Source organism: Caldicellulosiruptor kronotskyensis 2002 (genome assembly GCF_000166775.1).
GTDB lineage: Bacteria > Bacillota > Thermoanaerobacteria > Caldicellulosiruptorales > Caldicellulosiruptoraceae > Caldicellulosiruptor > Caldicellulosiruptor kronotskyensis.
The window spans coordinates 279,774-304,343 of the sequence record NC_014720.1 but is presented as its reverse complement, the minus strand read 5'-3'; the positions used below and the strand labels follow the sequence as shown (position 1 = coordinate 304,343).

Genomic DNA, 24,570 nt, shown 5'->3' with positions numbered 1-24,570 from the left:
TATTTTTCTTTTTTGTAAATATACCTTAAATATATTTTAATTTTTAATTTGCATATTTTCAATGAATTTTATATACAATTTTTTTAAAAGTAAAAAGGCTTTTGCCTATAATACTTTCTATCAGAGTGGGCAAAAGCCTTATGTTTTTTTAACTTTTAATTATTACTTTCCCATTTTGAAATACTGTATCGCTCTTTGAAGTTGTTTATCCACATACTTTGACTTTAAAAACTCAGAGAATTTCTCGTTGAGTTTCTTTTGCGTTGTTACGTCCAAAACACCATAAGGATAGAGCTTGTTATCTTTCTGGAACTTCTTGATTGCAGCAACAGTATTATCATCCATTTTAGCCGTCCAACTACTCAAATATCCAAGATAGAAAAGCCTTTGCTGGGCTGCTAATACCTCTAAATCCATATCACCTTTTTTGTATTTCTTGGTTGCGCTCAGACTTAAAATCTTGTCAGGTCCAAACTGCGAAAGAGAGTCGTCCTGAACCTCTATGTCAGGTATAACTCCTTTTCCTTCTACGTAATAGCCAGACGGTGACTTGTACTTTGCAACTGTAACTTTGGCAACATATCCTTTCTTTGTATCTGTCTCAGGAAGCCCAATTAAATTCTGAACAGTTCCTTTGCCATATGTCTTTGTACCAATAACAACCCCAACTTTTCTATCTTTTATAGCTTGGGCAAAAATCTCCGAAGCAGAAGCACTCGACTCGTTAGTCAAAACTGCAAGCCTATACTTTGCTTCTTTGTTTTTTGATTTATACTCATCTTTAAAACCATTATATTCAATTGTTACAATTGGTCCTTCTGGCACAAAATATTCACATATCTTTACAACCTCATCTAAAAGTCCGCCGGGGTTGTTTCGAATATCAAAAATAATATTTTTGATACCTTTTTTGTCAAACTCATCAAGAGCTTTTTTGATATCATTGGAACAACCCTGTGTAAACTGTGTAAGTTTTATATATCCTATATTATTATCAAGTACCTTATACTCAACAACAGGTATCTTTATTTTTCTTCTCACGATAGAAAATCTGTAAGTCTTACCATCTCTTAAGATGTCAATCACAACAGTTGTGCCTTCCTGCCCGCGAATGAGCTTAACAGCATCATCTGTTGTTTTCCCAACCAGAGACTTTCCATCTGCTGCTATAATTTTATCACCAACTTTCAGACCCGCTTCTTTTGCAGGTGTTCCATCAAAAACTCCTACAATAACTATGTAGTCCTCTTGTTTTTCTATCTGGACTCCTATGCCAGAAAACTCACCGTTTACGCTCTGGGTAAAGTCCTGAGCCTGCTGTGGTTTCATGTACTCTGAATATTTGTCAAGGCTCTTGAAAAGTCCTGTAAACATCATATCAATTAGCTCGTCATAGCTGTACTTTTCTATGTGATAGACCTTTGCAATCTGCAACACCTTTTTGATATAATCCATCTGCTTGTCTGTAGGAAAATCATTTGAGATTATAAAAAACTGGGAATACACAGGAACTGCAACAAATATTGAAAGCGCAACCACTACAGCTAAAATCTTTATCAAGATTTTCTTATTAATTCTCATCTCTCTCCTGCCTCCACATCATGATTTTTTGTATGTTCAAAATCTACTACTTTATACCTTCTCTTATTCAACCATTAATCCGAACTAAAAAGGCTCATGTCAAGATACCTTTTTGCGAGTGTATCTCTCAAAAAATTTATGAGATTATATATAAGGTTAGCAGCAGTACCTTTTGTTAGCTTTTGCTGCGGCAAAAAATTGTTATCCTCAGTTCCTACCATTATCTTTTCATCTTTTAGTACTTTAACAGCATCCTTTGCCCAAACAGGAATGCTTTCATCATCAAGGTAGTCTGTCTGGGTGATTGGCTGGGTTACCTTTTTGTCAAAACCCAGCACCTTTGAAATGACAACAGCCGCCTCCGCCCTTGTCATATAGTCTTCCGGCTTAAAATATTCAGCACTTTTGCCTCTCATAAGCCCTGCCTTTGTAACTGCGTATATGTACCCATAATACTTGTGATTGAGCGGCACATCCTTGTATATTGACTTTTTTTGCACTGTCCTTGGATTGTAATAGTTTGAATATATGTTAAGCGAATCCATCAAAAGCTTGGCAAACTGAGCACGGGTTATATACTCTGTGGGATTAAAATCTAAAGCACTGTCAAACCCTCCAAAAGCAAAGCAAGTGTTCACCGCATCTTCGTACTCATACCCTTTCACTTTTGGAAGAGTAGGCGCAATTGCCATCTTGATAACCGGGTTTTTCTCAACATTTTTTTCCACTTTACCCCTCTGTCTTATTGTCAAAACTTCTCCTGTCTTTGTAAATGTCGGAAGGTCATACATAGCTATGAAATTACCTTCCACCTTAGACTTTAGAACGTATGTACCTGGAATACTTGATGGAAGATTATTCTGTTGAAATTCCAAAATGGTCTTCTGTACAAGAGCTATATTATAGTTGATATTTGCAAACCATGAAGATGTTTCTATCCTCTGGGTTATTTTTTGAAACTCGCCAGATCCCCAGTACCCATCATACCCATAGTTTTTACCTTCTATAGTAATCTTCAGTCCTTTATCATAAATCTTTTCAAGCGTCCACTGACCCTGAAAAAAGCTCACAGCCGGGTTTGCATCAACTGCAGTAGACTTTGAAAATGAATAGCTCTGAAGATTGTAAGTAGCACTGTCCACAGTAATGGTTTCTTTATAACCGCCAACAGTATACTCCTTTGTTATACTCCCATTTTGAAGCTTTGTCAAGGTACCTTTTAAACTTACAGTTCTTTTTACTGAGATTTTCCCAGAAGAATCTCTAAGGTCATAATTGTAAGAAAGAGTCTCATTATTTGCTGCCCTTTTTATCTTTGCATCCACAGTACCAAAAAGAAGAATAGGTTTTCCTGTTATAAATGTATATTCATGGTATTCAATCTTTGTCTTTTTTGGGTCAGGGTCTTTGTATGCTGAAATTCCACCTTCGTATCCCAAATATCCTTCTTCACAAAAAACAACCTGCCAGCTTATAATAAAAGCAATACTCAGTACCAGTACTACTGTTATCAAAAATCTTTTTAACAATCTCTAAACATCCCCCTTTTATAGTAAAAAATTTTTAGTAGTTTACAAGTACAACTGCAGGTGACATACTTGACTTTGACAGGTCAAAACTGTTCTGAGGGACAAGCAACAAAACCCTGTCACCAAACTGGAGCGCTTCAGATCTCAAATTCCCATTCGCGTCCAGCAAAATTGTTTGTGTGGTATCAAGGACAAAACTTTTATCAATTCTGTTCCATGTCTGGGTCATCATATCGTTGTACTGGGCATTTAGAATCTTCATGTCCTTGCCAACCACGCCTGTAACAATGTATCCACCAAAGCTTGTATCAATTATAACATTTGCGTATTTGCCATTATGAATGATATACACACTCTTGTTTTTCAGATTCAATATCTCTTTCGGACTGCTAAGTCCATATACATCACACAAAACTGTCTGTGTATCATAAAAAAGAGTTAGCTTGCTCGGAACATATTGCCATCCTCTCTGACCATCTAAATAGACATAGTCTTTCACAGTGATGTATTCAAGCTCTGAAATGTCTTGTACCTGCCCTCGAACAAATATGGGTTTTGAAATACCTTCCTGTTGCTTTGCTAAAATAAGGCTTCCTTGGCTTGCAATACCAATTATTTCATCCCCAACTTTGAAGCTTGCAGGGATCAAAAGCCCGTTTGCAACGGTGTACGTTTTGTTTCCTATTGAATACCTATTTCCAGATATCACCACCGAATTTGAAGATGTCATGCTCACCTCGCCCTGTATCTTGGTAAAAGAACCTCTTGATATTGCCACAATGGTGTCCAAAACCTCCTGTGAAAATCTTTCCTTTGTTACAACTACAACAGGTAAGTTTTGCAACTTAGAAAGTGGGGCAAGAGAGCTGCCATCTAAAATGAATTTCAAATCAGACGGAATCTGGAAAGAAAGCCATGTATACAGCGGTTCAAATGCGTTGTTTCTTAAAATCTGGATGTCAGAAAGATATAAAACATTTCCATTGACCGTCCCTTTTGCGATGTAGATATTTTTTACATATTCATTCCCTGATATCTCTATTCTGCGGATGTACGCTGAGTTTCCAAAGAAGCTTCCTGTGAGCTTCACATACTGACCTGGCATAATATCCTTTAAAGCTGCAGGAATGCCATTTTTTATAACCTCAACATCGCTATTTATTTCATATGGTCCATATATTCTTCCATCTATATTGACAATTATTTTTTGGGGAAGACCGCTTGTAAGGTTTCTTACAACATTTTCAATCTTTGCAACCTTCTGCTGCAGGTTTGAACTTGCTGTGACTGTACGTACAAAATCGCCGTTAAAATACAGGAAAACAACATCGCCTGGCAAAAGGCTATCTAATGACGAATTTTGACCATCCTTTTTCACTTTTAGCCCAAGCTTTTTTGAAAATCTGTAACTCTTTTTTTCACCTTGTTGGTTGTAAATCTCAAGATACCCCAAGTTTGAATCTACCTCGTGCAAAATACCCGAAACTATATCTTCAGATTTCTCATCATATGTGGTGCTAAGATACTGCAGATACCCGCAAACTGTGCCTGCTAAAACTTTCATACCTTCATAAAAATCATTCTTTGAAAGAACTCTTGAAAAATCACCTTTGTCAATGTAGACTGTATCTGGTGAAAGAAGATACTCTGTTAGCTGTCCGTTTTGACTGAGTACAATTCTGTCCTTTGTTATTCTTGAGATTATTCCCTGTACTCTTTCAATTTCAGGACTGTCAAGCGAAAGCAATGTTATGGCATCTGCTCTATCTTTTTGTACTTTAACCTGTACAAGATTTCCTACATTCAATTCTGAAAAGTCTAAACTCTTTCCAGAGTTTGAATCATAAATTGTAGCTTTTGGACTTAAACTCAAATTGTAAACATTGCCATCTGGAAGCTTTACCGAAAATATCATCTTTTTAGCATCAATTCTGGAGATTACACCTTTTATGTTTTCCTGACCAGGCCTTTGCAAAATGCTGGCCAGCACAACCTCGTTCTTGCTATTTACATAAAAGGCTACATAGTCACCTCTTTGGAGATAAGAAGAGGCTAAAAAGTTTCCATCTGTTATTACTCCAAAATCCTGTTTGCCAGGGTTGACTGTAATATTTACATCATTTCGGTTGTCATCTTCACAGACTAAAACCATTTTATCGCTATTAAACTTCCGAATATCTTTTACCTCAAGCCTTACCTCTTTTAATCCATTTGCTGAAAGGATATTTGGTTTGAGACTTCCAAGGATAAATGCCAGCTCCTCATATGTTATGTAGTCGTCTGGATGAAGATATCCATCAGACCTTCCAATAAGAACACCATTTTTCAAAAGAGTATTAATTGAACTTAAAAATTTACTGTCAATCCTGTCATAATCAGGGTAAGTTTTAGCCAAATTCTCATAAATAATAGGTATTTTGAATGCCTTTACCACCCATAAGCAAACTTCCTGACGGGTAGCAGGAGCAGACCTTACAAATATCAAATCGTCATACGAATATGGTCTTCCTTCATACACAGCTTTTGCAATGGTATCATCATTTTTCTTTATAAGTTGCTTTGTCATCTTCTCATGTTCTTTTTCACTTGGCTGCACCTGTGTCATTGCATCCTGATACTCTTTTTTTGACAATATTTTCATATCATATGCAAGCTGAATATATCCAAGATAAAGATAGTTGTATGGCTTTACAAGCTTCTGACCAGATGGTCTTTTTAGCTCAAGCTTTTCAGCCCTCACAAAAGCATCCTGCTGTTTGCCAACGCTGCTTAAAATTACAGACAATGCCTCTTCCTTTGACAGCGTATCAGAAGGGTTTATCTTCGGTCTTGCAACAGTGTTAAAAAAGCCCAAGGCTGATAAAAATAAAAACGAATCTCTTGTTATGGCGTTTTGAGGCAAGTTCACAATTTGAATATTTTTTGTCGCCTTGCTGTAGCTGCTGCTTGCTACATACTCCTGAGCAGCCTGGATATTTGCGGAAATTAACATCAAAAAAAATAAAATCAAAACTACCCAGTTTATTAATCTATATAAGGTAATTATTCTCATCTTATTTTTTATCATGCTAAAAATCCCCCGCTTTATTTTCGCTAAAAAATTTTGTCCTATAAGATATTATCGACAAAGCTTTCTTTTTTCTCAAGAGAAGATGCAAGCTCTTTAAGAAACTCTAAAAGCTCTGTAGCATTATTTATTCTGTTAATTTTATCTCTTATCTTAGCGGCATTCTCAATTCCTTTTACAAAAAAACTAAGGTGCTTTCTTGCTTCCAAGACTGCCATCTTATCGCCTTTTTCACTGCAAAGCTGCGTGAAAAACTCAATCGCAACTCTTATCTTCATATGAGGTAAAACCTTAGTTTCAACATACCCCTTTTCAAACCCTTCTTTGATCTGAAGAAACACCCAAGGGTTCCCAAGCGCCGCTCTTCCTATCATGATGCTATCAGCTCTTGTTACTTCATACGCTTTTTTCGCAGACTCAAAATCTACTATATCTCCGTTCGCAATAACCGGAATTTTGAGCTTTTCTTTTACCTTTCTGATTATCTCCCAGTCAGCTTTTCCAGAGTACAGCTGAGCCCTTGTTCTTCCATGAACTGTCACAAAAGAGGCTCCGCTTTCTTGCAGGATGTATGCAAATTCAGGAGCATTAATATTTTCATCATCAAATCCCTTTCGAATTTTGACAGATACAGGTTTTCTACTTACCTTTGCAACCTCTTCGACTATCTTCGCAGCCAAAGAAGGGTTTTTCATCAGGGCACATCCTTCTCCGCTTCTCACAAGCTTCGGAACAGGACAGCCCATGTTTATGTCAATAAAATGGTATTCAAACTCATCCTGCAATATCTTTACAGACTGTGCCATAACTTCAGGGTCGTTACCAAAAATTTGAACACCTCTTATCTTCTCTTCATCTGAAAATGAAATGAGCTCTTTTGTCTTTGCACTGCCAAGCACAAGTGCTTTGCTGCTGACCATCTCTGTCACCGTGACATCTGCTCCAAATCTTGAGCAAAGTCTTCTGAAAACCTTGTCTGTAAATCCAGCCATGGGTGCTAAAAAGATTTTTCCTCTGATGTCAAGCATTTTTAATTGTCAGCTCCTTTTTTGCAAAAAATTCAGTACAGCACCTTTAAATTCTAAAAAATCAGATAAATTTTTTTCAATTATATTTTTGAGAATCTCAAGATTAATGGCTTGATAATCATGCACTGCAATATTTCTAAAACCCACCATGGCTTTCAGTCTTTTGGCTAACTCTTTTGACACAACTTTATTTTGCTCTAACAAATCGAAAGCTTCTCTGCTGCTTTGCGGGACTCCAAACTTAAAAACTGCGCACAGGTGCATTGCAATGTCTATTGCTGCTTCTATAGCTCTTTGAAGATTTAAAATAATTGAGTCTTGTTTTGTGTAATTTAGAAGATTTTTAGGGTTATGCTCATATTCTTCGTCTATTCTCTTCAAACATCTTTCAATGACCTGTATCTTATTTGCAATTATATCATCTATTATCATTTTTCTCACCCTTTGAATATATACTCATCCCAAAAAAGCTTTTTAAAACAACATCTCTTTCTTCGTTTAAAAGTGCATATTCTTTCAAAGCCCTCATAAAAAATAAATTTTTTCTTTTCTCATCCTCGCAATATATGACCTCTCCTGTGCCAACAATCTGGGCTTTTAGTACAGTGGAAGCCTTTTTTAAATCAATCAAATCTATATCTCTGTTTAAACTATCCGCAATTTCTTGAGAAACCCAAAACCTCTCAACGTTTGATATTTCTTTATCAGAAAGATATGCAATGTCAATATCGCTATCTTTTCTAAAATTCCCCTTAACAAGAGAACCAAACAGAATTATAAGCCAGGGCGATATTTCTCTTTTCAAAATATCCACAACTACCTTTTTTATTTCCTCCATGTTAATCTCACGCATGCTTTTTTACCTTCTTTTTTCAAAAACTTTTTGTAGTAACTCACTCACAACAATATTTTACCACACTTCAGCCTTTATAAGCTCACTATTTTATCAAAAATTCAGCAAGAAGACTCCATCTTCTCTAAGATGGAGATGAATTGCCAAAGAATATGATATAATATTCCTTAGGTGATGTAAAATGTACAAAACTCAGAAAAATCATATAAGATGTAACAAACAAACATACAGACTACTGCGGATATTATGCCGTGTATCAAAAAACCTGTACAATTATGCTCTTTACCACATAAGGCAGCACTATTTCAATACTCAACAATATCTACGATATGAAAGTGTATATCACATTGTAAAAGAAAACAAAAACTACAGATTGCTTCCATCACAGGTTGCACAGCAGACACTTCTTTGTGTAGATGAAGCATTTAAATCATTTTTTAAACTTCTGGTAGCAAAGAAGGAAGGCAAAACTGACAAAAAGGTTTCAATACCGAAGTATCTGCCAAAGGATGGCATGTTTCTTCTCAGTTTTCCGAAAGACCAGTTCAAGGTAGAAAAAGACAAAGTAAGACTTAGCCTTGGCAGGAATTTTTACAGGGAGTTTGGGGTAAGGCACTTGTATTTTGACCTGCCAGCTAACATTTTGGGCAAGAGAATAAAAGAGGTCAGGATACTGCCAAAGTTTCATGGCAGATGGTTTGAAATTGAGTATGTGTACGAAGAAGTAACACAATCCTACAAGCTTGACAGGAACAAGTACCTGTCTATAGACTTGGGGCTTGACAACTTTGCGGCGGTGGTTGATACCATCGGGACTGCCTTCATAATAGAAGGCGGGTATATAAAATCAGTCAACCGATGGTACAACAAAGAAAGGGCAAGACTGCAAAGTATATACTCGAAACAGGGGATTAAATATGGTTCAAAACTTGCAAAGATTTCCCTCAAGAGGCAGCATGTAGTTGACAACTTTTTGGATCAGGCAGTAAGTTTAATAATCAAGCACTGTTTGAACAACCAGATAGGCACGATAGTAATTGGAAAAATGAAGTATATAAAGCAGGAGATAAATCTTGGTAAGGTGAACAATCAAAACTTTGTGGGTATACCTTATGAGAAGTTCAAGAAAAAGTTAGAGGCAAAGTGTGAGTATTATGGTATAGGATATAAAGAAGTGGATGAGAGCTACACATCACAGACGTGCGGCAGGTGCGGAGTGGTAAGGAAGAGCAATAGGAAATACAGGGGTCTATACGTATGCAAAAACTGTGGATATGTTGTGAACGCAGATATAAACGGAGCAATGAATATTTTGGGCAAAGTAGCTGGCGAGTCTGCTGCAAAGCAGATAGCCAGTAGTGGACGTGTGAACCGTCCTGTGAGAATAAGGGTAGTGTAAAAACTACCAAACTTCTCACGAAGCCTCCACCTCTATAGGTGGGTGGTAGTTCACGAATACCCCAGCAGCTTTCCAACAAAAACTAAAAACAGCATGTGCACTGGATAGAACCAGTAAAAAAAGTATTTATTGAGCTTGAACTCAAAGTTAACTGGTATTATTCTTACTAAAAGTATTAGTACTACACTTAAAACAGAATATAGCTGAATCTGCCATCCATTAAGATTTGAAAAAATTATTGTAAGAACAGAAAATCCTACAAGCTGCAAAATAGGCTTTTTGTAAAAATAATAAAATGTCAATACTGCTAAAACACCATAGAGTCCATAGTCCATTGGAACAAAGTATGATATGCCAAGCGGAATAATTATCAGAATATACCATGAGTTTTTGAAAAAATAAAGACAAAGTGCTGCAAAGAAGAAGGTTGCAATGACATTTAGCTCTACATCGCCTGTCATAAGATAAAAAGGATACTGGGATATGATGGCAAATATTAAAAGCCTTTTTAAGTACCTTTTATGGTCAGATGTGTGCCAGAACCCCACCGCCACTTGATAGGCAAAGATGGGAAAGGCAATGCGACCAATTATTCGCAGCAAGGGCTTTTGTGGAAAAAATAAAAATCCTGTATGGTCAATAAACATGGTTATGCATGCTATGAGTTTTAATAAATTAGATTTTGACTTTGTAAGGTCTTTTGAATATGCAGAAAAAAAGGGTATTGATTTAAGTTTTAATACTAACTTTTCCACAGAATATCTTCTCCTTCCATGAAAAAAGTGGGGGTTGCTTTTAATATATTTCTACTATGAGGGTTTAAAATCCTCTTTATTCCGAAATACTAAAAGCACTCTTGTAATAATTTTGGGGCTGCCCTGCACATTAAGAAGCAGCCCCACTGTAAAACATATTTCTGAAAAATCTTTATGCCAAAATATCCTTATTTTTGAAATTCAACAATGCCGTTGCTATAGGAATAGTAAGATATACGGCAATTACCAATATGCTGAACCATGGGCTTATGAAACTAATACTTAATTCAACTGAAATATCATTAGTAATTATTTTGGTAGGATCAAGATAAGAATAAAGAAGTATCATCTTCAAATACTTAAAAGCAGGAACTACTTGGGAAATTGGTGAGACCAAAAAATAAATTCCATAAACCACAATAAAACTTAAAATATTTGCCAACGAATTGCTCTTGCACAGAGTTGAAATAAATACGCTGAGTGCACAACATGCAGCAATTATTAGCGCCTGAAGTAAAAGGGCTAAAATTAAAAATTTCCCCAGTGTTATAATATATGAACTACCATATACAGGTACTACTGCTTTTCCAACTTCTTTGTAAATTGTTCCAATTACTGTTGGATATTTTAAATTGGTAAAACCGTAAATTATTCCTGTTACTATATATACTAAAACTTCTGAAATCAAAATTAGCCCTTCGCTAACAATTAAAGCTGTTAAAAATTTTGACAAAACAATGCTGTTTCTTGGTATTGGTTGTGAGGCCAATATCCTTATAGTCTTCTGCGAAAATTCGTTTGACATTATATCTGAACTTAACACAAATACTATTAAAGGCATCATAAATATTATCATACCCAAAAAAAGTATCATTACACTAAAATTATTTAAATCTGTACGTTTAAGTGGCTTTAGATTGTGTGAAAGATAGTATTCGTTTTCTATAATTTCTTTTCGATAATTTTCTTTTGAGTCAGAAAAGCTCAAATCAAGAGCCTGGTTCATCTTGATTTTAAGTTCTTTGATTTCTTTTTTTAAATTTTCTCGCCAATTATTTGAATCACTTTCTAGAACACTTTTCCACTGAGCAAGTTGTTGTTCAAGTTGATATATTTGCATATCAATCTTTTGCTTTTTCACTTCATCTTTTATTTTCGATTTTTCTTTTTGCAATTGACTAATTGTTTTTTGCAATGACCTTATTTCCTCTTCTGGCTGAACTGATTTAATATAAGCAATGCTTCCCCAAACACCCACTATCGCAGAAGCAATTATAATGAGTATAGCAATAAAAATCTTCTTTCTGTAAAAAAGTTTTATAAGCTCATTTTTTACAAGAGCTAACATTTTATACCCTCCTAATTCTGGTATATTTTTATATATTTGTCCTCGAGAGATTCTACTTTTTCGTAAAAATCCTTTATATTAACTCCATTTTGAAAGAGGAAATTCATAAACGCTACCTTTTTACTTCTGTCAAGTTCTAACTCAATACTGTTTTCTTTTACTCCCAAAATTTTTACACCTTCAAAGCAAGATATTACTTTTGTAGTTTTTACCACCACATCATTTGTATTTCTGTCTTCATTTAATACCAGAACAAACTTCACATTTTCGATAAAACTGCTGTCTATGTTTTCAATCGTCTCTATCTTTCCTTCTTTAATAAACACCACTTTATCGCAAATTTCTTGAATCTCAAACAGATTGTGAGATGATATAAATATCGTTACATTTTTATCATTTGCAAGACTCTTCAAAAGGCTTCTTAACTCAATAATACCGCTCGGGTCAAGCCCATTTGTCGGCTCATCCAAGACAAGAAGTTTTGGGTCTGTCAAAATTGCCATCGCTAAAGCAAGCCTCTGTTTCATTCCAAGCGAATACTTTTTTGTCTTTTCTTTGAGAGCATAGTCAATACCAACAAGTTTTGCAACTTCAATTATTTTGGACTTTGGTATGTTTGAAATTCTTGCAAGCTGAGCTAAATTTTCATATCCTGTTAGATATTCATAAAGCTCGGGGTTTTCTATTATACTTCCAATAAACTTTAATGCCATTTCTCTTTCATGTACAATGTCATACCCAAAAATTTTAACCTGTCCACTATCTGGCTTTATAAGCCCTGTTATCATTTTAATTGTGGTGGTTTTACCAGCTCCATTTGGTCCCACAAACCCTACTATTCGGCCTTTTTCAATATCAAACGAAACTCCTTTTATAACCTCCTTTCTCCCAAATTTTTTGTAGACTGAAATTACCTCAAGAGCTTTCTTCACACCAAAACACCTCCAAATTTTTCTTCTATAAGAAGTTTTTATATCTCAAGCTTTTTGTCAAAAAGCTTGATAGCACCATATAAACATAAAAGGGTTAGCCCAACTATCAAGGCAACATTAATAAATTCTCTTAAAATTCTTGGAATGTGTGCAGAAAAGTTCTGATTTATTTTTATATTTTCAAGTATCTAATCCCTTTTTCAACGCTTTCAGGTTAAACACAATCAGTGCAATAAATATTGAAAAGTCTGTTAAAAGCAATACAATTAATCTCATAGTTACGCTTGTTATACTTTTTTCTATAAATTCGTATAATCTTACATTTAAATATATAGCCAATACAAAAAGTGAGATTATAGCATAATCTAACTTAGAAAATCTTCTAAATGTACTCCAGTAGGTAGGTAAAGTGAGAGCCCAGAGATAAATTATAAAAAAAGACAAAGGCGCATGAATTAATAAATAGAAATCGCTGACATATAATTTTTTTATCAGTAAAAAGTGAAAAGAAATATATTTTTCAAGTCCTCCTACAATAGCACCAAGCAAGTTAATCCAGATAGTAAAGAGAAAAAGGTCTAAAATAAAATACAATATTTCTCCAAACAAAAAGATCTCTGGTTTTAATTTATAAGAAGAAAAGAGCAAAAATCTTTCTGAACTGGTCAATATTATATTCCATCTAAAAATGTGATATATTTCAGCAACAACCAATGAAACAAACCATAATAACCATAATATTATTGCTATTTTTGGCGTATCTTTAGGAGTTACTTCAACATTCCTTGAATAATATGCCCATATACCAACCAAAGAAGCACCCAATGTATAAAAAATGTAAAAAAGCGTCCCGCTTCTGTACTGATGTTTCAAAAATTTTGTTATCATCTTCTACCACCTTCTTTGAAGAATTGATTCACAGAAACTCCTGACTTTTCTCTTAAGTTTTCTGGCGAATCTATGAGTGCAATCTTGCCGTCTTTAAGAATGATAATCTCATCAAATACATGCTCAATTTCAGAAATAATATTGGTTGATACAATAACTGTCTTATCTTCACTAAGATTGTCTAAAATCATATTTATCACCACATCTCTTGAGATTGGATCCACAAAAGCAAGAGGTTCGTCTAAAAGATACAGATTAGTATTTCTTGAAAGTAAAAGTGCTATAGAAAACTTTTCGATTGTTCCTCTTGAAAAATCGTGGATTTTTCCGTTTTCGCTAATATTCAAAAACTCAAGCATATCCTTTGCCCTTGATAAATCAAAATCATCAAAAAAATCTACAAAAAACTTCAAAGCATCCTTTACTTTCATCCACTTGGGAAACATAATTGAATCTGGTAAAAACGCAACATATCTGCGTGTTTCAACTCCTACCCTTGTATTGTTTATAAGAACCTGCCCTGAAGTAGGTTTAGAAAAGCCTGCAATAATCTTTAAAAGCGTTGTCTTTCCAGCACCGTTTTCTCCTAACAGTCCAACTATTTTGCCTTTATCAACTGAAAAACTAATATCATCCAGAACAATCTTCTTGTTATATCTCTTGCATAAATTCTTTACCTCAAGAAGCACAGGTATCTACTCCTCCCCATTTAATTTTTTATTAAGAAGATTCAGGATTTCCTCTTTGTCATAGCCAATCTCTTTCATTGCCAAGATAAAATCTTCTATAATCTTTTCAGCCATTTTTTCTTTTAAGTCTTGAATAAGTTTTGTATCAGACGTAACAAAATTCCCAATTCCTCTTTCTGTTTTTGCCAAACCTTCTCTTTCCAGCTCCTGAAAAACCCTCTGGGCTGTGTTTGGATTAATATTAAACCTTTGTGCCATCTCCCTCACAGACGGAAGCTTTTCACCAGGCCTTATCTTGCCACTGACAATCTGTTTTTTCAGGTATTCCAGCACTTGAAGATAAATAGGAACATTAGGATTAAATTCAACCAAGTCTCTTCCCCCTGTATTGGTGTACTAATTAAATAATACACTAATACGATAAGATTGTCAATGGGTTATTTTACTCGTAAACACCTCTAACTGTAACTCCCTTTATGGCAAGTTTTGATTTTATTTCATCATACTTTGAGAAAGGATATCATATAAATGTACAATTTTGTACACTTCTATATTCCACTTTCAGTACATTTTTATTTTATTATTAATAACTTATACATTTTCATACCGTCAATCCCGATTTTTAGTCGAAATTTCGCTAATTTTAAAGCTAAAGTTATGTTTTTCTTCAAATAACTCAAAATTTCTTTAATTTTCTTGAGTCTAAACTTATTATTTTTAATACTTCAAAGCTTCTGCCTAATTTTTCTATTTACCAAACAATTTCTCGATGATATAATATAAATGCAAACTTATGTTCGATTAGTGAAAAAAGTGAGCAGGGAATTTTGCACTGCGACCTCAATAACTTCTATTGCTCTGTTGAATGTCTTTATCATCCAGAGCTGAGAAACAAACCAGTTGCAGCCTGCGGCGAAAGTAAACTACGGCACTGAATAGTTTTTGCAAAAAACAAAATCGCAAAATTGTATGGTATTCAGACAGGTGATGTTATATGGCAGGCACTTAAAAAATGTCCAAACCTTGTGATTTTAAAATCTAATTTTCACCTTTATATTCAATTTTAGAAGCTTGCTCAACAAATTTACTCTGAGTATACAGATTTGACAGAGCCGTTTGGAATTGATGAGCGCTGGCTTGATGGAAAAACATACGAAATTGACAAAATTATAGATAAAAGACCTGCTGCCTTTTTAAAAACAGGCGGACAAGGAATGAGATACAAAATCCTTGCCCGCTCCAAAAAGCTGTATCTTTTCTGTGATGAAAACAGGTGGCTTGTGAAATAATGTAATTCTTTTCTATTTTCCACTTCACCTATGGGATTTAAATTATTGCCACCAATTATTAATTTTATCTTCATATTACCAGTAACACTAAGGATCGAATGTGCAAAAACCGTATAGCTTTTAAGGTTTAGAAATTGCAACAACTTTGCCGTCGTAGCCTAAAAGAAGGTAAACTCTCTGGCTTGTCTTGAAAGTATCTGACAGTATCCACGAGCTGTCACAGTTTTCGCTAATCTCATACGTCTTTTCAACAAGCTTTTCTGTGGCTGAATCATACACACTCACAACTATTGACTTTGGTGTAAACCTTGTTGGCACAAAGCTTTTCAAATAACATTCAACTTTGTTGTCCACTATCAGAATATAACTATTTCTGCCCCATATATCCTTTACTTCATATACTACATTATACTTTTGAATATAACTATAATCCACAACATCCCCATCTTTTATAAACTTCCTGCTACCGCTTATATCCAAATCCCCTACTTTCAAGGTCTGATAGGTCTGGTCACCTGCAATGTATGGTTTGCTGTATACAGGGTCAAAGACTACACAGTAGTCATACCCTTTTTTCTTAGTTGAAATTCCAAATACAAGCGAGCTTAACATCTGAATCTTGCTAAGCGCTGTTGAATAATCTATCTTAGACCCGTTGTAATAATATGTGATGTTCTGTGGCAAAATCATATCAACCTGTGTTCCACCCTTGTCAACTGTAACTTTGTTTGAAATGGCAGAAACTACTGTCATATCATCTGTTGAATTTAGCCTCTTGAACACAAGGGTTATTTGATTATCCTGGTCGATATAAAGTCCGTACTTTGCACCAAGTTCTAAATTTGTGCTCTGGTTTTCTGGCAACGTCAGAATACCCTGGTCTGTTAAAATTTCGTTGACATCTAATCCTTTTGTTGTTGAATATGTTCCTAAAACAACTGTCTCAATATACTTTCCATAACTGTCGTAATATGGGTCTTGAATAATTGCATATTCATACGAATTTCCTGCCGCATTGTATCCAAAATATATCTTCTGCCCTGCTTTTATAACATTTTTGAGATTGCTGTAGTCAACCTTGTTCCCATTGTAGTAGTAAACAGGTTTTTGAGGCAAGGATGTTGTGGTAGTAGTATTCCCTTTTTTAAGTGTAACATTTGTATCTCCAATTACCTGTGAAATCTCAGCTATATCAACACTGTTTAGCTTCTTTACAACCTTTGTGATTGTATCGCCATTAATATATACCCCATACTTTGCACCAACTGTGAGCTTGCCAGCTGCTGGCTTTATAGCATATATTCCTTTGTCTGTCAACACCTCATTCGAAGATAGTTTATCAGAAACAACCGCATTCGCAAGTACCACAACCTCTGTATATGTGCCATAATCAGATAGGTACGGGTCCTGTATTGCAATGTACTCACATGTTTTACCATCTTTTGAATAACCAAAATACACTTTCTGACCTGATTTTAAAACACTCTTCAAATTGCTGTAGTTAATTTTGCTGCCGTTGTAGTAGTAGACAGGTTTTTGCGGCATAATGACATTTTCTTGCCCTTTTTGTGATTTTAACTTTACATTTGTGCTACTCACAACATCTGTTACTTCATAGACATCTGTTGAGTTTAGTTTTTTCACAACCAGAGTTATCCTGTCATCTTTGATATACACAGCATACTTTGAACCAATCTCAAGTTTTGTATTTGTATCGGCAAGATTGTATATACCCTTGTCTGTCAAAACCTGATTATTCTCCAGTGCAGAATTCAAAAGCGCATCCTGCAAAACTATAACCTCTGAATAGGTTCCGTATTTTGTGGAATAAGGGTCTTGAATTATATATGCCATGACCTTGCCTGCATCTATGTCCTTTGATACATAAAGTATCTGATCTTCCTTCAAGATGTTTGAAATAGAATCATAAGACCGTTTTATCCCCTGATAATAGTATGCAGGTTTTGATAAAAGAGTCATACTTTGTGATTTCCCATTTTGGTCAACTTCTATGACGTTTGAGTCTATGCTCTTTATTGTATACTTTTTTACATCCCAGATTTTTTGAGCTACTTTTGTAATGGTATCATCTTTGATATAAACCCCGTACTTTGTACCAATCTGAATACTGTTCGGTTTTATTCCAGATGCAAGATAAAATATACCTTTGTCTGTCTGAATCTGATTTGTTGAAAGACTTGAGGTTGTATTCGAATTTGCAAGAATCAATACTTCATCGTAGTTTCCGTATATGTTCTGCAGATACAAATCGTTTATTACAACATATTCTATTTTGTTTCTGTCAAATGAATATACAAAACTTATCTTTTGATTTGGTTTTAAAACATTTTCGATTGCATCATAGCTCTGTTTTGCACCTGAAATAAAATATGTTGCTGATGCTGGAAGGTTTATTGATTTTTTCTTACCACCTTCAGAAAAATACACAGTTTTACCATTCACTTTTGTTATTGCAACCTGATATGAATCTGTCTCCTGTCCGAACACTTTTGTGATTTTACCATCTTGTACTTTTACCATGTATTTTATGCCACTGTCAAGGCTTGTCTTTGTTGTGTTTACTAAAACACCTGAGTCTGTCAAAACTTCACCTGACAAAAGCTTGCTTGACGTCTTTGATGTATCAAGCACAAGGATTGAACTGTAAAGCCCAACAGCTTCATGAAACTTTGCAGTGCTTCCTTTTGGCTGCGTATCTAAAAGATAAGACAGCATCTTTGCAAACGCCCAGCGAGAAACTTTGCTGTCTGCCGAAAAATTTAAACCTTCGCAAAGCCCGAGCTGTTTTGCTTTGTCTATATAGTTTTGCGGCCACACTCCGCCTATGTCCGTATCAGAATATCCAAGGACTCTTACAAGCGCTGTCACAACCTGTGAAAATGTTGCAGGCTCACCCGGATGAAAATTACCATCCGCCATGGGTGTGAGATATTTTTTACTTACAGCCCATGTGACAAATCCGCAAAGATTTGTGTTTGGTTTTATATCAGAAAACAGTGTATATTTTTTTTGAGAGATGGCATCATCTTCTGCATTTGAGATTTTAACAAGAGCTTGCGCAAGCTCAGCTCTTGTTATCGGCTGATTTGGCTTGAAATTATCTTTGTATACAAGAATACCGAGTTTATTTAGCCTTTCAACATCCAGTTTGTAGTTTGCATTTGATGGAATGTCCTTGTACGCTGCAAAAGGAGTCAAAGATAGTAAATTGACAACCCACGCTACAATCAAAAAAGAAATTAAAACCTTGAGTTTCACTTTTTATTTCCCCCTTCGAACATGTTTTAGAAAATATATGTCAAACATGTATCTTCTACTATTTGACCATCATGAATTCTTACAATCCTCTTTGCCTGCGATGCTATGTTGTTGTCATGGGTTATCAAAACAATGGTGCTTCCCTGAGAATGCAGTTGTTTAAAAATTTGCATAATCTCACTGCCAGACTTTGAGTCCAAGTTTCCTGTTGGTTCATCTGCAAGGATTATGCTCGGGCTTGTAACAAGCGCTCTTGCAATTGCCACCCTTTGCTGCTGACCTCCAGAGAGCTGTCTTGGTCTGTGATGGAGCCTGTCTCCAAGTCCAACCTTTTCTAAAGCTTCTTTGGCAAGCTTGTGGCGTTTTGATGCGGAAACTCCCTGGTATATAAGAGGAAGCTCAACATTTTCAAGTGCTGTCAGCTGCGGAATTAAGTTAAACTGCTGAAATACAAACCCTATCTTGCTGTTTCGAATCTCCGCAAGCTGATTGTCAGACAACTTACTCACCTCATTTCCATCTAAAATGTAACTGCCAGATGTTGGTGTGTCAAGACAGCCTATGATATTCATCAATGTTGACTTTCCTGACCCTGACGGACCAAGAATTGCCACAAACTCGTTTTTCTGTATCTTCAGTGTTACACCGTTCAGAGCATATACCTCATTATCACCCATCTTGTAGATTTTACTAATATTGTAAAGTTCAATCATCCTATAAAACACCACCTTTGATTTAATTTTTACTCATACCTGAGAGCAATAATAGGGTCAAGTCTTGCTGCTCTCTCTGCCGGTGCCCAGCTCGCAAACAAACCTATAAGATAGCATATTGCCATTGAGATTATTATCCAAATGGGTGAAATATGGGCTTCTACCATCATCACTTCTGGTATGACTCCATAGACTATTATCAATCCAAAAGCAATTCCCACAAAACATCCAAGAGTAGATATCAAGAATGACTCAATTAAAAATTGAAGTCTTATATCACTACTCTTTGCACCAACAGCTTTTCTAATTCCTATTTCTTTTGTCCTCTCGGTCACAGATACCAAAATAATGTTCATAATGCCTATTCCACTCACTATCAAAGATACAGATGCAACACCACTTAAAAGTCCACTTAGCAGATATGAAATTGTTGTTATTGATTGAACAAATTCTCTACCGTCAATAATACTATAATCTTCTTTATTTAAACCATTATTACGTAAATATTCTTCTAACAATTTCTTTATATTAGAATTATACTTCGAGTTTATACTCTTTATAAAAAACATCTGGGAGCTCTTTTCAAGATTAAATAGGCTTTCACCAACTTTGTAAGGAATAATAATGTTAATATCATAATATGATGTGCCTATTGATACATCTGTCATTCGCTTCTGTTTTGTAACAGTCCCAATAACTTCAAATTCTTCCCCTCCAATTAGCAGTTTCTTAAAAAGCACTTCTTCTTTGTTATTAAATAACTTTTCTGCTTGATCTTTAAAAACAATTGCAACCTTATTTAGCTTCTCTTCATCCAAACCACTCAAAAACCTTCCTTCCACCAATTTTAAATTTTCAAGAATATATGAAGAGGGTTTTAAAAGAAGTACTTCACATTTATACTTTTTTCCATCATACGATAATACCTCTGTGTAATAAGTTTTCTTTGGAGTTATTCCAACTACTAAATTCTGTTTGCTGTTAAGGTAACTGTACATTTCACTCATATCAATGTCATAATTTAAAACTAATATCAAACTATCAAGTCCACTTTCCTCTAATTGTTTTGAAACGCTGATACTAACCGACTGAACAAGTCCAACTGAAACTATTATTGCGCATGTGCCAATTATTACCCCAAGTATACTCAAAAATGTTCTTGTCTTGTTGTGAATTAAAGACTTTGCAGCAATTTTAAAAGCCTCAAAAAACTTAGCATATTTCATATCAAACATCACCCTCTGTGTTTACTATTTTACTTCTTCATAAATCCGTGGTAATACTACTTCTTCACCTTCTTTTAACCCACTTAAAATCTCAGCATACCATTTGTTGCTTTCACCTATAACAACCTCTCTCTTTTCAGCACCTTCATAATAACTTTCCTTTGAACCAAATTCATCAATAATTTTATCTTTTCCAGTATTTTCAGAAATATTTTTTGGCTTTTGTTGTTTTACCCATACATAGTATTTACCATTTTCTTCTCTTAAAGCTTCCACAGGGACACAGAGTGCGTTTTGTTTTAAAAATACTTTCATCTGTGCTGTGGCATGCATTCCTCTTTTAATTCTATTGCTTTTGAATCCAATTTTAATTGAGTAGAAGCTTATATTGGCATCCAAGCTCTCTTCAAGTGGTCGTGAACCAATCAATTTTACTGTGCCATTAACTGTCTCGTTAACTCCAATTCTGCCAGGAATTTTAAATTGCAGCGTTACTTTCTGACCTTTTTTAATCCTATCAAGTTCAAGTTCTGATATTTTTGATTCAAATATCAAATTGCTAGGATTCCAAATTACAAAAATCTTTTCACCTTCATTTAATAATTTGCCCTCGACAATGTTAATATCACTTACAATACCCTCCAATGGAGCTTTTATCACAAACATGCTAAGCTTTTTTCTATATTCGTTTATTTCTTCTGTAATCTGTTCAATCTGTGCTTTCTTGTTTTTAATTTGTTCTAAAATCTCATCATTTGATAATTCAACTATTAATTGGTTTTTATTTAATAGTGAAAATTTTGATATATATATATTTTTCACAACACCATCTGTTGGTGACTTTATAATATCTTCTTCTGGTGTGATTATACCTTCGTTCAAACTCCTCACTTTTTGCCCGTTATATCTAAATATGCAATACGCTTTTACTTTTACAGGTATACCTTTTTCTTTTAAAATTACTTCCACATCAAATGCTGGAAATCCATTTTCGTCTGTATAAAATATAGAACTTTTTGCTCTTATATATCCTTTTATTTCTTGCCCATACTCAGGCACCACTACCTCGATTGGATCCCCTTGGTTTATGTTATTAAAAAGCCATCTGGGAAATGCTACCGTAAGGTATACCACATCTGTTTTGACAACTTTACAAATTGGACTCCCCTTTGAGATTATATCTCTTTCTTTTACATATATTTCTGCAACTTGCCCTTCAAACGGCGAATACACTGAACATTCTCCAAGCCTTGCGTACAAATTTTCTAAATCTCTGTACAAACTTTGTTTTTCTCTTTCTTTCTTTTTCAGCTCAAGTCTTACACTTGTATCATCCATAAATGCAATTAAATCGCCCTTTTTAATATAATCACCATCTCTGATAAATACACTCTTGACTTTCGCAGTTGTAGAAGAAAATATTGGTTTTTCTTCAGAAGTAACAATGCCTCTCAATGTTATTTCTTCATACAGATCCTTTTTGACAACTTTTATAACATTTTTATTTTGTATTTTTTCAGCCTGCTGCTGCTTCTTTATGCTATTAGTAAATACATATACCACCATTAATGTAACAACACATACAATTAAAAACACAAATAAGGACATACCCTTTTTTATTCTCATTGTAATTGCACCACCTTATTAGTGTTCTATATTAATAATACACTGATACAAAAAAAAGTCAACATGTTAATTTCTTTTAAGTTTTTTTCTTAAAATTGCGCTTATTTTAAAACCTGCAAACGTCATGAGAGCTACTATCACAGAATAAAGCATAATACCTGAAATTATATTCCCCATGTTGTTCCCAAGACTTAGCTCTATGTTTTTTTGTGTAGCTTCTTTAAGTAATTTTTGTTTTACATCTTCTGTTAGGATTAGAGGAGTAAACATAGCAGAAATTAAATTAATTATTATCACTGCAAAAATATTGATAGCTAAAATATTTGAAAGTTTTTCACCTCCAAATATACCATTCAACAAACCTAAAATAGCAACCATAGCGATTACTGATAATCCCCATCCCCAGTACTCGCTTAGTGAAATATTTTCTCTCTTAAGAGTTAAAAGTGTCCCAACAAAAATTTCATACACAATTGCCAAAAATGCAAATATGTATACTGACCTTTTCATTTTTACCTGTCCTCCTCTCTTACAAATTTTTATTTACCGGTATGGTTGGTTTTAAAACTCCGTTTTCTAAAACATAAACTATATCTGCATACTCCAATGTTATTTTCTTATGACTAACCATTATAATTATTCTCCCCTTTTTTAATTCTTGAATTATTTCAAAAAATCTTTTTTCATTCTCTTCGTCCAGCCAGGCGGTGGGCTCATCGAATATAAATATTTTCGCTCCTTTTAATAATTCCCGTGCAATGACAATTCGTTGTTTTTCGCCACCTGAAAAATTTACCTCTTCTGTATACAAGGTATCATATCCTAAAGGCAAGCTAAGTATTTTTTTTTCTATTTTTAACCATTGACACAACTCTACTACTTCACGTTTTAGTTCAATTGCCTTCTCTAATGTAATGTTCTCCTTAATTGAAAGGCCGTAAATCAAGTCTACCTCCTGAGGTATATAACTAACAAGCTTCCATAATTTATTATTGCTAATCTGATTTATATTGTTGCCACATAAAGTTATCTCTCCATGTTCTGGTAGGTAAATCCCCAATAAAAGTTTCAACAATGTTGTTTTACCTGCACCAGACTCTCCTATTATGGCAACAACTGTGTCTTCTTCAGCATACAAATTGACACCTTTTAAAATGTAATCAGAATCATTATATTTAAACCATACATCTTTTACCTGTAAATTGTATTTATCACAGTTCAATAATATCGATGTATTAAGCTCTTCATCAAACATTCTAATTTCAGAATTTGCAGTATTTTTGTCATTTAAAAGTTCATTCAACCTCATTATCAGCGGCGATATCCTTCTTAGTTCAATACCACCATCAAATAATTCATTTACTGCACCAACAAAATTCTGAAAATACATTGTCAGTGCAACTAATATTCCAACAGTCCCTTTTCCACTAAGGATATAAATTGAACCCCCAGCATAAATTATAACAATTACCAACACAGCAACAGTTGCTGCATACATACTCATTAATGTCAAATTTTTTAGCAATTTTATTGTTTTCATTTTTATTTCTTTGTTTGTAATTTGAAATTGTTCATTTATAAGAGACTGTGCATTACACACTTTTATTGGGATAATATTTCTTATTATGTTTGGTAAAAATGTATTCATTCTATCAATGACTTGCTGAAGATCATTTTGCAGACCACTAAGTTGGTTTGATTTTTTTAAAATAAATAAAGATAAAATTCCAAATACTATAAAAAATATTACAGTAAGTAACGGTGCTATTGATAACATAACTATCATTGAGATAGTTGCTATAAGTAAATTTTTTGTAAAATTTAAAATTAAATTTTGTGTAAAATTTCCAATTTCTTCTACATCTTCAGATATTCTAGTTACCATTGTACCCATTGAATTATTTTGAATAAAATTAATCGTTGATGAAGAAATAAAACTTTCAAAGCAACTATTTCTTAAACTTTCCTTTATATTTTCACTTAAATTAATAGTTAAAACACTTACCGTATACCACATAATTGGTTGCAATATCCATACCAATGTGAAAAAAATTAAACTCCTATAAATAACCCGACTTTGAAACTTATGTATTAAAGCTTCTATTAAAATCATTGAAACAATTGGAGCTATTTCTATTAATGCAATATAAAGTATTTGACATATAATGCAAAGTAAACCTAATTTCCAAAATCTTTTTAGTTTGCTAATTAACCACATCATGTCTTGTTTCAATTTGTTTTATTCCTCCAATCAATACAATACTGGTTTAGCCTTTTGCAGAAACGCTCAAAATGAGCGTTATCAAGCTTTACATGAGCTTCAAAAAACTCTAGCCACTCTCCTCATAGTTGTAGTAAAACATAATTA

At 34.3% G+C, this 24,570-nt stretch carries 19 protein-coding genes and 1 pseudogene; 2 read left to right on the top strand and 18 right to left on the bottom strand.

Translation table 11 applies throughout. The annotated features are described in order from the left end of the window. Positions 1-162 precede the first annotated feature (162 nt). The 6 genes from CALKRO_RS01030 to mntA all read right to left on the bottom strand — a co-directional run bounded on the left by CALKRO_RS01030 (position 163) and on the right by mntA (position 8,058). A complete protein-coding gene (locus tag CALKRO_RS01030) occupies positions 163-1,581 on the bottom strand; it encodes a S41 family peptidase (RefSeq protein WP_013429280.1) in 1,419 nt (472 codons plus the stop codon). Positions 1,582-1,655: 74 nt separating this feature from the next. Next, the gene (locus CALKRO_RS01025; RefSeq protein ID WP_013429279.1) at positions 1,656-3,110 is read right to left on the bottom strand and encodes an S-layer homology domain-containing protein; all 1,455 of its coding nucleotides are present in this window, start codon (positions 3,108-3,110) and stop codon (positions 1,656-1,658) included. A gap of 34 nt (positions 3,111-3,144) precedes the next feature. Beyond that, positions 3,145-6,177, bottom strand: a complete 3,033-nt coding sequence (locus CALKRO_RS01020; RefSeq protein ID WP_013429278.1) for an S-layer homology domain-containing protein — start codon at positions 6,175-6,177, stop codon at positions 3,145-3,147. Between the two features lie 41 nt (positions 6,178-6,218). Then, positions 6,219-7,205, bottom strand: a complete 987-nt coding sequence (dusB, locus tag CALKRO_RS01015) for a tRNA dihydrouridine synthase DusB (protein ID WP_013429277.1) — start codon at positions 7,203-7,205, stop codon at positions 6,219-6,221. A gap of 9 nt (positions 7,206-7,214) precedes the next feature. After that, on the bottom strand, positions 7,215-7,637 hold the full coding sequence (gene hepT / locus CALKRO_RS01010) for a type VII toxin-antitoxin system HepT family RNase toxin (protein WP_013429276.1): 423 nt from the start codon (positions 7,635-7,637) through the stop codon (positions 7,215-7,217). Further along, the gene (gene mntA, locus CALKRO_RS01005) at positions 7,624-8,058 is read right to left on the bottom strand and encodes a type VII toxin-antitoxin system MntA family adenylyltransferase antitoxin (protein WP_013429275.1); all 435 of its coding nucleotides are present in this window, start codon (positions 8,056-8,058) and stop codon (positions 7,624-7,626) included. Before mntA ends, hepT begins: the two co-directional genes overlap by 14 nt. Positions 8,059-8,239: 181 nt before the next feature. Between mntA and CALKRO_RS01000 the strand changes: the two genes are divergently transcribed. After that, complete coding sequence (locus CALKRO_RS01000) at positions 8,240-9,457, top strand: RNA-guided endonuclease InsQ/TnpB family protein (RefSeq protein ID WP_013429274.1); 1,218 nt, start codon at positions 8,240-8,242, stop codon at positions 9,455-9,457. A 50-nt stretch (positions 9,458-9,507) separates the two neighbouring features. Here the strand turns inward: CALKRO_RS01000 and CALKRO_RS00995 are convergent, their stop codons facing one another. The 6 genes from CALKRO_RS00995 to CALKRO_RS00970 all read right to left on the bottom strand — a co-directional run bounded on the left by CALKRO_RS00995 (position 9,508) and on the right by CALKRO_RS00970 (position 14,441). Beyond that, positions 9,508-10,212, bottom strand: coding sequence for a TraX family protein (locus tag CALKRO_RS00995; protein ID WP_013429273.1), 705 nt, complete (start codon positions 10,210-10,212; stop codon positions 9,508-9,510). A 172-nt stretch (positions 10,213-10,384) separates the two neighbouring features. Then, positions 10,385-11,560 carry an ABC transporter permease subunit gene (locus CALKRO_RS00990; protein WP_013429272.1) on the bottom strand — a complete coding sequence of 392 codons (1,176 nt, stop codon included), beginning with the start codon at positions 11,558-11,560 and terminating at the stop codon, positions 10,385-10,387. Between the two features lie 11 nt (positions 11,561-11,571). Beyond that, entirely contained in the window at positions 11,572-12,492 is a 921-nt protein-coding gene (locus CALKRO_RS00985) for an ABC transporter ATP-binding protein (RefSeq protein WP_013429271.1), read from the bottom strand. Positions 12,493-12,672: 180 nt separating this feature from the next. Then, positions 12,673-13,380, bottom strand: coding sequence for a hypothetical protein (locus tag CALKRO_RS00980; RefSeq protein ID WP_013429270.1), 708 nt, complete (start codon positions 13,378-13,380; stop codon positions 12,673-12,675). After that, positions 13,377-14,069: an ABC transporter ATP-binding protein gene (locus CALKRO_RS00975; RefSeq protein ID WP_013429269.1), complete on the bottom strand. Its 693-nt coding sequence runs from the start codon at positions 14,067-14,069 to the stop codon at positions 13,377-13,379. The genes CALKRO_RS00980 and CALKRO_RS00975 overlap by 4 nt, the downstream gene beginning before the upstream one ends. 6 nt (positions 14,070-14,075) lie before the next feature. Further along, positions 14,076-14,441, bottom strand: a complete 366-nt coding sequence (locus tag CALKRO_RS00970) for a GntR family transcriptional regulator (protein ID WP_013429268.1) — start codon at positions 14,439-14,441, stop codon at positions 14,076-14,078. 452 nt (positions 14,442-14,893) lie between these two features. Between CALKRO_RS00970 and CALKRO_RS13195 the strand changes: the two are divergent. Then, a pseudogene (locus tag CALKRO_RS13195) lies at positions 14,894-15,211 on the top strand (DNA polymerase Y family protein); the annotation flags it as partial. 267 nt (positions 15,212-15,478) lie between these two features. Here CALKRO_RS13195 and CALKRO_RS00960 read toward each other — a convergent pair. From CALKRO_RS00960 to CALKRO_RS00935, 6 genes are all read right to left on the bottom strand, one after another. Beyond that, positions 15,479-18,637 (bottom strand): S-layer homology domain-containing protein, encoded by a 3,159-nt coding sequence (locus CALKRO_RS00960; RefSeq protein WP_013429267.1) that lies wholly within the window; start codon positions 18,635-18,637, stop codon positions 15,479-15,481. A 26-nt stretch (positions 18,638-18,663) separates the two neighbouring features. Next, positions 18,664-19,350: an ABC transporter ATP-binding protein gene (locus CALKRO_RS00955; RefSeq protein WP_013429266.1), complete on the bottom strand. Its 687-nt coding sequence runs from the start codon at positions 19,348-19,350 to the stop codon at positions 18,664-18,666. Between the two features lie 29 nt (positions 19,351-19,379). Further along, on the bottom strand, positions 19,380-20,576 hold the full coding sequence (locus tag CALKRO_RS00950; RefSeq protein WP_013429265.1) for an ABC transporter permease: 1,197 nt from the start codon (positions 20,574-20,576) through the stop codon (positions 19,380-19,382). A gap of 24 nt (positions 20,577-20,600) precedes the next feature. Further along, a complete protein-coding gene (locus CALKRO_RS00945; RefSeq protein ID WP_013429264.1) occupies positions 20,601-22,202 on the bottom strand; it encodes an HlyD family efflux transporter periplasmic adaptor subunit in 1,602 nt (533 codons plus the stop codon). Between the two features lie 66 nt (positions 22,203-22,268). Next, complete coding sequence (locus tag CALKRO_RS00940; RefSeq protein WP_013429263.1) at positions 22,269-22,712, bottom strand: hypothetical protein; 444 nt, start codon at positions 22,710-22,712, stop codon at positions 22,269-22,271. 19 nt (positions 22,713-22,731) lie between these two features. Next, positions 22,732-24,435, bottom strand: a complete 1,704-nt coding sequence (locus tag CALKRO_RS00935) for an ABC transporter ATP-binding protein (RefSeq protein ID WP_013429262.1) — start codon at positions 24,433-24,435, stop codon at positions 22,732-22,734. Positions 24,436-24,570: the final 135 nt, after the last annotated feature.

What these genes read in the sequence shown, in the direction of transcription:
- CALKRO_RS01030 (WP_013429280.1), bottom strand. Translation starts at nt 1,581, where the DNA reads ATGAGAATTAATAAGAAAATCTTGATAAAGATTTTAGCTGTAGTGGTT.
- CALKRO_RS01020 (WP_013429278.1), bottom strand. Translation starts at nt 6,177, where the DNA reads ATGATAAAAAATAAGATGAGAATAATTACCTTATATAGATTAATAAAC.
- dusB (WP_013429277.1), bottom strand. Translation starts at nt 7,205, where the DNA reads ATGCTTGACATCAGAGGAAAAATCTTTTTAGCACCCATGGCTGGATTT.
- hepT (WP_013429276.1), bottom strand. Translation starts at nt 7,637, where the DNA reads ATGATAATAGATGATATAATTGCAAATAAGATACAGGTCATTGAAAGA.
- mntA (WP_013429275.1), bottom strand. Translation starts at nt 8,058, where the DNA reads ATGCGTGAGATTAACATGGAGGAAATAAAAAAGGTAGTTGTGGATATT.
- CALKRO_RS01000 (WP_013429274.1), top strand. Translation starts at nt 8,240, where the DNA reads ATGTACAAAACTCAGAAAAATCATATAAGATGTAACAAACAAACATAC.
- CALKRO_RS00990 (WP_013429272.1), bottom strand. Translation starts at nt 11,560, where the DNA reads ATGTTAGCTCTTGTAAAAAATGAGCTTATAAAACTTTTTTACAGAAAG.
- CALKRO_RS00980 (WP_013429270.1), bottom strand. Translation starts at nt 13,380, where the DNA reads ATGATAACAAAATTTTTGAAACATCAGTACAGAAGCGGGACGCTTTTT.
- CALKRO_RS00955 (WP_013429266.1), bottom strand. Translation starts at nt 19,350, where the DNA reads ATGATTGAACTTTACAATATTAGTAAAATCTACAAGATGGGTGATAAT.
- CALKRO_RS00950 (WP_013429265.1), bottom strand. Translation starts at nt 20,576, where the DNA reads ATGAAATATGCTAAGTTTTTTGAGGCTTTTAAAATTGCTGCAAAGTCT.
- CALKRO_RS00945 (WP_013429264.1), bottom strand. Translation starts at nt 22,202, where the DNA reads ATGAGAATAAAAAAGGGTATGTCCTTATTTGTGTTTTTAATTGTATGT.
- CALKRO_RS00940 (WP_013429263.1), bottom strand. Translation starts at nt 22,712, where the DNA reads ATGAAAAGGTCAGTATACATATTTGCATTTTTGGCAATTGTGTATGAA.